Raw genomic sequence first — 8769 nt, 5'->3', positions numbered from 1 at the left:
CACCACGCCACGGTCGACGGTCGCACTGCACCAGCACCCCGACTTTCACGGGCGCGGGGAACTGCGCGAGAAGCCACCACGGCGCCACGGTCGACGGTCGCACTGCACCAGCACCCCGACTTCCAGGGGCGCGGGGAACTGCGCGAGAAGCCACCACGGCGCCACGGTCGACGGTCGCACTGCACCAGCACCCCGACTTTCACGGGCGCGGGGAACTGCGCGAGAAGCCACCACGGCGCCACGGTCGACAGTCGCACTGCACCAGCACCCCGACTTCCAGGGGCGCGGGGAACTGCGCGAGAAGCCACCACGGCGCCACGGTCGACAGTCGCACTCCACCAGCACCCCGACTTCCAGGGGCGCGGGGAACTGCGCGAGAGGCCACCACGGCGCCGCGGTCGGGGGGAGGCGGGGGCTAGCGGCGGGTCAGGCGGAAGATGCGGATCTCACGGTCCACGCGCTCCTGGTACGCGGCGTACGGCGGCCAGAAGACCAGCAGTTCCCGCCAGGCGTCCGCCCGTTCCGCGCCCTCCAGCAACCGGGCGGTGACCTGGATGTCACGGCCCTTCCAGCTGATCTCGGCGTCGGGCCGGTGGAGGAGGTTGTACGTCCAGGCAGGATGCCCGGTGCGGCCGAAGTTGGAGCCGACGAGGAACCAGCCGTCGCCCTCGGGCATGCAGGCCAGCGGGGTGCGGCGGGGGTGGCCGCTGCGGGCGCCGGTGGAGGTGAGGACGACGCCGGGCAGCATCTGGGCGCTGAGCAGCACCCGGCCGCGGCTCAGCCGGTGCACGGCCCGGTCCAGGGCCGGGACCACGTGCGGGGCCACCTTCGCGAACCCCCGGGTCGCGGACACTCGCTGCACCAGCCGTTCGCCGATCACACCGCCACCTCCCGCCCCGCGAACAGCCCGGCCGCCTCGGCCGCGTGCGCGCGCAGCCGGTGCCCCGGCCCGAACAGCAGCTCGTCCCCGGCGCCCCGCTTGAAGTACAGGTGCGCCTCGTGCTCCCAGGTGAACCCGATCCCCCCGTGCAGCTGGATGCCCTCCCCCGCGGCGGTGCGCAGCGCCTCCAGCGCCTGCGCGAGCGCCAGGGCGCCGACCCGCTCTCCGTGAGCCGTCGCCCAGGCCGCGTAGTACGCCGCCGACCGGGCCGCCCGCACTGCCACGTACACGTCGGCCAGCCGGTGCTTGACCGCCTGGAACGACCCGACGGCCCGCCCGAACTGCTCGCGCTGCTTCACGTACTCCACGGTCCGCTCCAGCGCCCGGTCGGCGGCCCCCACGGCCTCGGCCGCGAGCACGGCGGCCACCGTGTCACCGAGGGCGGCCAGGGCCGGCTGGATGTCGGCCCCCTCGTCCGCTCCGACCAACTCGGCGGGCACGTTGCGCAGTTGGACACGCCCTTGACCGCGGGTGGCGTCGAGGGCGGTCCGCCGGGTCCGCACCACCCCGTCGGCGTCCCCCGCCACCAGGAAGAGCAGGACGCGCGGGCGGGCGTACCCCCCGGTGTGCGCGGGGACGAGCAGCAGCCCGGCGCTGTGCCCGTCCAGCACCTGGTCGGCCTCGCCGTAGAGCAGCCACCGGTCCCCCCGGTGCCGTGCCTGGACACCGCCGGCCCGCCCGCCGCCGGCCCAGTCGGGACCGGGGGGACCGGTGAGCGCGAGGGCGGTGCCGAGCCGGGTACCGGGGACGGCGAGGGCGGCGGTCAGGCTGCCGTCGGCGATCCTCGGGAGCAGCTCGGCACGCTGGGCCTCGGTGCCGAGGGCGAGCAGCAGCGGGGCCGCGAGCACGGCGGTGGCGAGGAACGGGGCGGGAGCCAGGACCCGCCCCAACTCCTCCGCGGCGAGGACGACTTCGGTGCGCGTGCAACCTGTTCCGCCGTACGCCTCGGGGAGCGCGAGGCCGGGCAGGCCGAGTTGTTCGCCGAGGGCGGTCCACAGGCCGGGGTCGTACCCCTCCGGCCTGTCGACGGCGGCCCGCACGTCCTCCGGGCCGCAGCGCTTGTGGAGCAGTTCACGCAGGGCGCGCCGGATCTCGTCCTGCTCGTCGGTGAAGCGGGCGTCCATGAGCGGACCTCCTGACGATCTGACGGTCCGTCATGCTAGGGGCGATGGATGCAGATGCACAGGGGTGGAGTCCGACGCATCTGATGTACCGTCAGATTTATGACTGGACCCCGCAAGGTCGCCGTGGTCGGCGTGGCCCTGTCCGACTGCGGCCGGGTGGACGAGGCCACCCCTTACGCCCTGCACGCCCAGGCGGCCCGCCGCGCGCTGGCCGACGCCGGCCTCGGCCGTGAGGTGGTGGACGGCTTCGCGTCGGCGGGGCTGGGCACGCTGGCGCCCGTGGAGGTCGCCGAGTACCTGGGCCTGCGCCCCACCTGGGCCGACTCCACCTCCGTCGGCGGCTCGACCTGGGAGGTCATGGCGGCCCACGCGGCGGACGCGATCGCCGCGGGCCACGCCAACGCCGTCCTGCTGGTGTACGGCTCGACGGCCCGCGCCGACATCCGGGCGGGGCGGCGCACCGGGAACCTGTCCTTCGGCGCCCGCGGCCCCCTGCAGTTCGAGGTCCCCTACGGCCACACGCTCATCGCCAAGTACGCGATGGCCGCCCGCCGCCACATGATCGAACACGGCACCACCGTCGAGCAGTTGGCGGAGGTGGCGGTCCAGGCACGGGCCAACGCGGCACTGAACCCGGACGCGATGTTCCGCACCCCGATCACCGTCGACGAGGTCCTGTCGGGCCCGATGATCGCCGACCCCTTCACCAAACTGCACTGCTGCATCCGCTCGGACGGCGGCGCGGCGGTCCTGCTGGCGGCCGAGGAGTACGTACCGGACTGCCGGACCGCCCCGGTGTGGGTCCTCGGCACGGGCGAGTCCCTCTCCCACGCCACCATGTCGGAGTGGGCGGACTTCACGGTCTCCCCGGCCGCGGTCAGCGGGCAACTGGCCTTCCGCAGGGCGGGAGTCACCCCCTCCGACATCGACTTCGCCGAGATCTACGACGCGTTCACCTACATGACCCTCGTGACCCTGGAGGACCTCGGCTTCTGCGCGAAGGGCGAGGGCGGGGCGTTCGTGGAGAAGGGACGGCTGCGGGTCGCGGGCGGAGAGCTTCCGGTGAACACGGACGGCGGCGGCCTGTCGGCCCAGCACCCGGGCATGCGCGGGCTGTTCCTCCTCGTGGAGGCGGTACGGCAACTGCGCGGCGAGGCCGGCGGACGGCAGGTGCGACGGGCGGACGGGGCGCTGCCGGAGCTGGGGGTGGCGTCGGGGACGGGGGGCTGGTTCTGCTCGTCGGGGACGGTGGTGCTGGGGCGGGGGTGACACCGGCTTCGCGGGCGGCCGCGAAAATCTCGGGACCGGCGGCAACCTCCCGGGCCCCGGCGGCAACTGCCGTACCGGAAGCTTCGAACTCGCTCGCAGGAACCGTTCGAAGGACGTGCACCGCCGAACCGCGTAAGGATCCCTCCGTGGCCTCCTCCTCACATCGCCGCCGCCCGCCGCCGGACCAGGACTTCCGGTGGCGCCCGGTCCGCGGCCCGCTGCTCGCGGTCGCCGCCGTGGCCGCCGTCGCCCTGGTGGTCACCCTGGCCGTGGCCTTCCGGCCCGGTGACGCGGCCGGTGCCACCCGGCCGGACCTGGCGGTGTCCGGGCACCCGTCCGAAGCCGTGACGAGCGCGGCGGCGACCCCGCGGAAACCCTCGCCGACGCCGTCCACGGCAGCACCGGCCGCCACCGTGAGCAGGCGGACCACCGCGTCGCCTCCGCCCTCCCCGACGGCGTCCAGGGCCCCCTCCCCCACGGCGGGCAACGCCACCGCCCGCACCACCACGGCCCCCGCGGCCGGCCGGATCCGCCCCGGCACCACCTACCAGGGCGTCGCCACCTCGTACGACGTCGGCAACGGCGACGGCGCCTGCTCCTACGGCCCGACCTCCGACGTGCTGACCGCCGCGATGAACACCGCCGACTACGAGACGGCGAAGGCCTGCGGCGCGTACGTCTCCGTCCGCGCGGCGAGCGGTACGGCCATCACCGTACGGATCACCAACGAGTGCCCTGCACCCTGCGCCGTCGGCCAACTCGACCTCAGCCGACAGGCGTTCGCGAAGCTGGCGCCGCTCTCCGCGGGCCGGATCGCGATCACCTGGAGCCTGCTGAGCCCGGCCGTCACCGACACCGTCTCGATCCGCTACAAGACCGGTTCCAGCCGGTACTGGTGCGGCATCCAGGCGATCGGCCACCGTAACCCGCTGGCCCGCCTGGAGGTCCGCACCGGCAGCGGCTGGCTGGCGCTGACCCGCACCGGCTACAACTACTTCCTCTCCGAACAGGGCACCGGCTGCGGCGGCGGGATCCGCCTCACCGACATCTACGGGGAGCAACTCACCCTGCCGGCCCTCGCCGTCCGCCCGGACGTCGTCCAGCGCACCGGGGTCCAGTTCGCCCGGCACTGAGGGAACGCGCCCCGAAAGGGCACGAGGAACCGCGCGACCGGCCGCCACCGGCCCACGGCGGGCGAACGGCCCAACCGGCGGAACGCTCAACCGCGTACCGGCACGATCCGGTGGCCGCGGCGCGGCGCGGGTCCGTCGAGCAGCACGACACCGATGTGGTGGCGGCCGCGCAGCCACGCCGCCGGCGTCACGACGAGCCCGACCACCACGACGAGCACGCCGGCCGGGAAGAGGGGCGGCGGCGCCCCGCGCGCGCCGTGGACGACGTAGCCCAGCGCGGCCACGGACACGACGAGGGAGAGCGCCGACACGACCGCCCAGACGTTCCGCACCCGCCGGGTGCGCGTGTGGTCGGCGACCTCGGCGAGGACGGCCGCCGTACAGACGGGACACTCCAGTTCGACCCGGTCCCGGCCCTCGGCCGGCCGCACCAGCCGGAAGTCGCGCGCGGCCCAGGTCACGGCCCGTGTCCTGCGCCGCCCGGCATCGCCGGTTACGTGGCGTACGGCCACTTTCACGGTCTTCGGTCCCCTCATGCCGGACAGTGTGGGGCCGGGGCACAGGTGTTCGCAGCGGTTCGCCCGGTTGTGCCCCGGGGTTTGGCCGCAAGGCCCCCGGGCCGCCGCACGAGGTGGCTGATGACACGGGTGCGGGAGGTGCGGAGTGATACTCGGCACATGGCAGCAACGGATCTTCACGCGCTCCTGAGGTCGCTCCGCGTCTGGCACCCCGAGGCCACCGAGCTACGGCCGTTCGACCCGGCGTCGGCCCCGGCGGCACCGCTCCCCCTGTTCACCACGTGGTTCGCGGAGGCGGTGGCGGCCGGACAGCCGGAGCCGCACACCGTGTCCCTCGCGACGTCGGACGACGAGGGCCGGGCGGACGTGCGGATCGTGATGCTGCACGGCGCGGACGCGCACGGCTGGTCCTTCGCCTCGCACGTGACCAGCCGCAAGGGACACCAGCTGAGCGCCCGCCCGTACGCGGCCCTGGCCTTCTACTGGCCGGTCCTGGGCCGCCAGGTCCGGCTCCGCGGCCCCGTCGCCGCGGCCCCCGCGGAGGAGAGCCAGGCCGACCTGCACGCCCGCTCGACGGGCGCGCTGGCGGCGGCGCTCACCGGCCGCCAGAGCAGCCTCCTGTCCTCGCTGGAGGAACTGCGCACCGAGTCGGAGGCGGCCTGGCGACGCGCCCACGCCGACCCGGCCGCCCCCTCCCCGACCTGGACCCTGTACCGGCTGCACCCGGAGGAGGCCGAGTTCTTCCAGGGCGATCCGGACCGCCGGCACGTACGGCTCCGGTACCTCGCGGAGGCGGACGGCGGGTGGCGCAGGGAACTGCTGTGGCCGTGAACGGCGGCGCTCAGGCGACGAGACCCTCGATCGCCACGGGCAGGTGCCGGGGGCCGCGCAGCACCGCGTTGGCGCGGTACGGCGGCGGATCCTCGACCAGCCCGGAGAACTTCACCCGCCGGAACAGCTCGGGCACGGCCGCGTGGAGTTCGATCCGGGCGAGCGGGGCGCCGAAGCAGTAGTGGATGCCGGTGTAGAAGCCCAGGTGCTCGTTGTCCTTGCGGTCGGGATCGAACCGGTCGGGGTCGTGGAAGCGGGCCGGGTCACGGTTGGCCGCGGCCAGCATGAGCCAGACCGGCGAGCCCTTCGGGATGGTCGTACCGGCGACGTCGATGTCGGCGAGGGCGGTGGTGAACGGTATGAACTGGACCGGGGGCTCGTAGCGCAGCACCTCCTCGACGAGCGGGACGGCGAGCCCCGGCTCCTTCCGGAGCCGTTCGAGGACGTCGGGGTGGCGCAGCAGGATGAGGGTCGTGTTGGTGATCGCGTTGACGGTGGTCTCGTGGCCGGCGACAAGCAGCAGCACCGCGGTGGCCTCCAGGTCCGCCGGCGTCATGTCGTGGGCGAGCGCGCTGAGTATCCCGGGGCCGGGGTGCCGGCGTTTGGTCTCGATCAGATCCGCCAGGTAGCCGCCCAGGTCCTGGCGTGCCCGCTGGGCCGCTTCCTGCGCGTCGTCGCCGCCGCCGGCCGCGGGATCGAGTGACGACGCCAGGGCGTCGGCCCAGCCGTGGAAGCGCGGTTCGTCCTCGCGCGGCACGCCGAGGACCCGGCAGATCGCGGTGACGGGGAGGGGGTAGGAGAAGTCCTCGACGATGTCGACCTGGTCCTTGCCCTCGAAGGCGTCCAGCAGTCCGCCGACCACCGTGGCCAGCTCGGCGCGCAGGCCGTCGAGGAACCTGGGGCTGTGCGGGGGACCGAACGGCCGGTTGATGGTGTCGCGCAGCCGGTCGTGCACGGGCGGGTCGGTGAAGATGAAACTGGGCGGCAGGCCGGTCTCCTGCGCCGGTTGCCCGGTGCGCGCGTACCCGGGCGGGCGGTTGCTCGTGTCGTTGCTCAGCCGCGGGTCGTTCGCGAGGCTCCGCACCTCGTGGTAGGTGCTGACCAGGTAGGTGCCGTCGTCCTCCCGCCTGACCGGTGTCTTGCGCAGCTCCGCGTAGAGCGGGTAGGGATCGGCCCTGTTGGCGTAGTCGACGATCTGCGCGGAGATGGGGTCGGGCGTCATGGCGTCTCCTCGGGGCTCCGGGCGGTACCGGGCCGGTGCTCAGGCGTGCGACGGAACGAACTCGACCCGCCGTTCGCTCGGCGAGTGCCCGGTCAGCGTGACGGTGGCCCCATGGGTGGGCAGGTGCGGATCGGGGAAGGCGGGGTCGACCGGCTGCAGCATCTCGGTCCGGCGGTCGACGGTGCGGTACTCCGGCGGGAAGGGCGCCCCGGACGCGATCTGCTGCTCGTAGAACCCCAGCCATTTGGCGCCGTCGAAGGCCACCGCGGCGATGCAGCGGCCTCGGTACCCGTATACCGCGACGAACCGCTCCTCGGCGAGCGTCCCCTGCGCGACGACCAGCCGGTCGCCCAGCGAGGGCACCCCCACCGACTTGATGTTGACGCCGAACTGGGAGGACCAGAACATCGGCAGCCACAGATGCGGACGGCGCTCCGGGCTCGCGCAGATCATGTTGTGGGCGGCGATCTCGGCCTGCTCGACCGCGTTCCCCCAGTGTTCCAACGCCAGGAACTGGTAGTCGAACAGCGGGTGCGGGCTGCGGGCGACGTCACCGGCGGCGTAGATGTCGTCGGTGACGATGCCGTTGACGTCGAACACCCGGCACCCGGCGTCGCACGCGATCCCCCGGGGGCCCGCGGCCAGTCCCGAACCGGCGAGCCACTCCGTGTTCCGCATGGCACCGAGCGAGACGACCGCCACCTCCACGTCGACCGTCGACCCGTCGGACAGATGGGCCCGCCGGAGGCGCCCCACGTCGTCACCCTCCAGAGCGGTGACGCTGATCCCGCAGCGCAGGTCGACGCCGTGCTTGCGCTGCAGTCGCTCCGCGACCGAGCCGATCACTCCGCCGAGTGCGCCCACCAGCGGTGCCGGACCGCGTTCGGCGACCGTCACGTCGATGCCCAGTTCCCGGCAGGCGGAGGCGACCTCGGATCCCGTGAAACCGGCGCCGATCACCAGCACCCGGGACACGCCACCGGAGAGCTTCCGGGTCAGACGCGCTGAGTCGTCACGGGTCCGCAGCACGAACACCCCGTCCAGCGCGGCCTCGTCCGGGTGGAACCAGGGCCGCGCCCGGGTCCCGGTGGTGATCAGCAGCCGGTCGTAGGGGACCCGCTCGCCGTTCGCCAGCACGACCCGTCCGGCGTCCCGGTCCAGTTCCTCGGCGGCGACGCCCAGCCGCCACTCGGCGTCGATGTCACGCCGCCGCGGCAGCGCCGTGTCCTCCGGCCGGGCCCGCCCCAGCAGCGCCTGTTTGGACAGCGGCGGCCGGTCGTAGGGCTCGTAGGGCTCGTCGCCGACCATGGTCAGCGATCCGGTGAAGCCCTGCTCACGCAGGGTCTCGGCCGCGCGCAGGCCGGCCAGCGAGGCGCCGACGACGACGATGCGGCCCTGGCGCCGCAGGACCTCCACGCCCGAGTCAGCCGACATGGGACGCCACCCGCTTCGTCGGCTCGTCGGAGTAGTCGACCAGGATGGCCTGGACGGGACAGGCCGCGGCGGCCTCCTCCACCCGGTCGCGGTACTCCTCGTCGAATTGAGGGGAGAACAGCAGCGCTTCCTCGCCGTGCAGGGCGAAGACGTCCGGGGCGAGAAAGACGCACTGCGCGAATCCCTGGCACCGGTTGAGATCGACGACAAGCCTCATCGGGCACCCGCTCCCTGCGCGGGCCACGGATCCCACGGGCTCCGCACCCGTCCGCGCTCGGTCCATACGGTGATCGGCATC

The 8769-nt window shown here is 73.9% G+C and carries 9 protein-coding genes; 3 read left to right on the top strand and 6 right to left on the bottom strand.

The genetic code is table 11. The features are described 5' to 3' along the window. Positions 1-415: 415 nt before the first annotated feature. Both AB0472_RS13455 and AB0472_RS13450 read right to left on the bottom strand, forming a co-directional pair. Complete coding sequence (locus AB0472_RS13455; RefSeq protein ID WP_366356118.1) at positions 416-880, bottom strand: nitroreductase family deazaflavin-dependent oxidoreductase; 465 nt, start codon at positions 878-880, stop codon at positions 416-418. Then, a complete protein-coding gene (locus tag AB0472_RS13450; RefSeq protein WP_366356116.1) occupies positions 877-2064 on the bottom strand; it encodes an acyl-CoA dehydrogenase family protein in 1188 nt (395 codons plus the stop codon). The genes AB0472_RS13455 and AB0472_RS13450 overlap by 4 nt, the downstream gene beginning before the upstream one ends. Before the next feature lie 99 nt (positions 2065-2163). Here AB0472_RS13450 and AB0472_RS13445 point away from each other — a divergent pair, with 99 nt between their 5' ends. Then, positions 2164-3333 carry an acetyl-CoA acetyltransferase gene (locus AB0472_RS13445; protein WP_366356115.1) on the top strand — a complete coding sequence of 390 codons (1170 nt, stop codon included), beginning with the start codon at positions 2164-2166 and terminating at the stop codon, positions 3331-3333. Between the two features lie 146 nt (positions 3334-3479). After that, positions 3480-4466 (top strand): expansin EXLX1 family cellulose-binding protein, encoded by a 987-nt coding sequence (locus tag AB0472_RS13440; protein WP_366356114.1) that lies wholly within the window; start codon positions 3480-3482, stop codon positions 4464-4466. An 86-nt stretch (positions 4467-4552) separates the two neighbouring features. On the opposite strand, the gene AB0472_RS13435 is transcribed toward AB0472_RS13440, so the two are convergent. Then, positions 4553-5002 (bottom strand): hypothetical protein, encoded by a 450-nt coding sequence (locus tag AB0472_RS13435; RefSeq protein WP_366356112.1) that lies wholly within the window; start codon positions 5000-5002, stop codon positions 4553-4555. Between the two features lie 141 nt (positions 5003-5143). Between AB0472_RS13435 and AB0472_RS13430 the strand changes: the two genes are divergently transcribed. Beyond that, positions 5144-5815, top strand: a complete 672-nt coding sequence (locus tag AB0472_RS13430; protein WP_366356110.1) for a pyridoxal 5'-phosphate synthase — start codon at positions 5144-5146, stop codon at positions 5813-5815. A gap of 10 nt (positions 5816-5825) precedes the next feature. On the opposite strand, the gene AB0472_RS13425 is transcribed toward AB0472_RS13430, so the two are convergent. Genes AB0472_RS13425 through AB0472_RS13415 form a run of 3 tightly spaced genes read right to left on the bottom strand, consistent with a single transcriptional unit; the run spans position 5826 to position 8688 of the window. Beyond that, the gene (locus tag AB0472_RS13425; RefSeq protein WP_366356109.1) at positions 5826-7037 is read right to left on the bottom strand and encodes a cytochrome P450; all 1212 of its coding nucleotides are present in this window, start codon (positions 7035-7037) and stop codon (positions 5826-5828) included. A 39-nt stretch (positions 7038-7076) separates the two neighbouring features. Continuing rightward, positions 7077-8471, bottom strand: coding sequence for an FAD-dependent oxidoreductase (locus AB0472_RS13420; protein WP_366356107.1), 1395 nt, complete (start codon positions 8469-8471; stop codon positions 7077-7079). Beyond that, positions 8461-8688 (bottom strand): ferredoxin, encoded by a 228-nt coding sequence (locus AB0472_RS13415; protein ID WP_366356106.1) that lies wholly within the window; start codon positions 8686-8688, stop codon positions 8461-8463. The genes AB0472_RS13420 and AB0472_RS13415 overlap by 11 nt, the downstream gene beginning before the upstream one ends. Positions 8689-8769 lie beyond the last annotated feature (81 nt).

The organism is Streptomyces sp. NPDC086777 (genome assembly GCF_040702065.1).
Taxonomy (GTDB): Bacteria; Actinomycetota; Actinomycetes; order Streptomycetales; family Streptomycetaceae; genus Streptomyces.
Note: the sequence above shows the minus strand (reverse complement) of the source record. Positions and strands in the feature narration are given on the sequence as shown.